The sequence below is a fragment of the Paenibacillus sp. 1-18 genome (genome assembly GCF_000520755.1).
GTDB classification, from domain to species: domain Bacteria; phylum Bacillota; class Bacilli; order Paenibacillales; family Paenibacillaceae; genus Paenibacillus; species Paenibacillus brasilensis.
In genome coordinates this window covers 1-1932 of record NZ_ASSB01000347.1, presented here as the reverse complement: position 1 = coordinate 1932, position 1932 = coordinate 1, and the positions used below count along the sequence as shown (strand labels likewise).

The 1932-nt window shown below is 54.7% G+C and carries 1 protein-coding gene; it reads left to right on the top strand.

Annotated features, from left to right (window positions below; translation table 11 throughout):
- The coding region (locus L693_RS28450) for a condensation domain-containing protein (protein WP_231503736.1) at positions 1 to 1932 on the top strand (1932 nt) is incomplete at both ends.

Here is a 1932-nt window from a genome sequence, read left to right as displayed (position 1 = left end):
CCTTGAGATCAAGGGACGGATTGATGAGCAGGTGAAGATTCGTGGCTATCGAATCGAGCTGGGCGAGGTGGAGGCGCACCTTTTACAGGTCGAGTCCGTACAGGAAGCCGTTGTCATTGCACGTGAGGACCAGACTGGACAGAAGCAGCTGGCAGCCTATTTCGCTGCGGAGGAAATGCTGCCCGCCAGCGAGCTTAAAGCTGCGCTTGCGCAGGAGCTTCCGGCTTACATGCTTCCGGCCTATTTTGTTCAAGTAGATCGGCTGCCGCTGACCCCCAACGGGAAAATTGATCGCAAAGCACTGCCGGCGCCGCAGGAAATCGAAACAGCCGGGTCGCGGCATGAGGCGCCAAGAACGCCGATAGAAGCAAGTCTGGCGAACATTTGGCAGGAAGTGCTGGGGCTGAAAAGTGTTGGGATTAAAGACAACTTCTTTGATATCGGAGGACACTCTTTGCGGGCTACGCTTCTCATGTCCCGTATTCACAAAGAGCTGAACGGCCATATCGCGCTCCGGGAGGTGTTTCAATTCCCGACCATCGAACAGATGGCCGAAATAATCGAAAGCCGGGATCAGGCGGCTTATGCTTCCATTCCGGTCGTCGGGGAACGAAGCTACTACCCGGTATCTTCGGCACAGAAGCGTTTATACGTGCTCAGCCAGATCGAAGGCGGAGAAATCAGCTACAATATGCCGGGCGTTATGACAGTGGAAGGGGAACTGGACCGCACGCGGCTGGAAGCGGCGTTCCGCCAGCTGATACGTCGGCACGAGACGCTGAGAACGAGCTTCGATGTCGTGGACGGCGAGCCGGTGCAGAAGGTGCACGAGGAAGTGTCTTTTGCGGTGGAATATGCAGAGGTCCGGGAAGAAGAAGCGAGAGAACACGTTCGTGAGTTTATTCGTCCGTTCGATCTCCGGCAGGCTCCACTTCTGCGAGTCGGACTGCTCCGGTTGCAGAAAGATCGCCATTTGCTGTTGTTCGACATGCATCATATCGTCTCCGACGGTGCGTCGATGAACATTTTGGTTGAGGAGTTCATCCAGCTGTACGAAGGCGCCGAACTGCCAGAACTGCGGATTCAGTACAAAGATTATGCAGTATGGCAGCAACTGGAGGTGCAAAGCGAACGGATCGGCAAGCAGGAAGCCTATTGGCTGGATACATTCCGCGGGGAGCTTCCGGTGCTTGATCTTCCGACAGATGAGGTTAGACCGGCGCTGCAAAGCTTTGAAGGGGATCAGATCGAATTTGTGATCGACGCCTCCAGAAGTGAGGCTTTAAAACGGCTTGCAGCAAGTACCGGATCGACTTTGTATATGGTGCTGCTGTCCGCATATACGACGCTCCTGCACAAATATACCGGCCAGGAGGATGTGATTGTCGGTACCCCGATTGCAGGAAGGCCGCATGGGGAGCTGGAAGGCCTGATTGGGATGTTCGTCGGCACGCTGGCGCTACGCAATTATCCGGCGGGTGAAAAAAAATTCCTGGACTATCTGCAGGAAGTCAAAGAAACGGCGCTGCAAGCGTATGAGCATCAGGACTACCCGTTGGAGGAGCTTGTGGCGAAGCTGAATTTGAAACGGGATTTGAGCCGCAACCCGTTGTTCGATACGATGTTCGCCCTGCACAATTTGGAGCAAGGGCAGCGGGAAATTGCCGATCTGCAGTTCAAGCCTTATCCGCATGAGCATACGGCTGCCAAATTTGATCTGATGTTCAATGTGACTGAGCAAGGAAGCGAGCTTGCGTGCAGCCTCGAATATGCCAGTATGCTGTTTAAGCGGGAAACGGCCGAACGGATAGCGAATCATTTCCTGCAGGTGATCGATGCGGTGGTGAGTATGCCTGAGACGAAGCTGTCGGAGATTGCGATCATCACGGCTCCGGAGCAAGCGCAGATTCTGGAGCAATTCAACGCGACCGC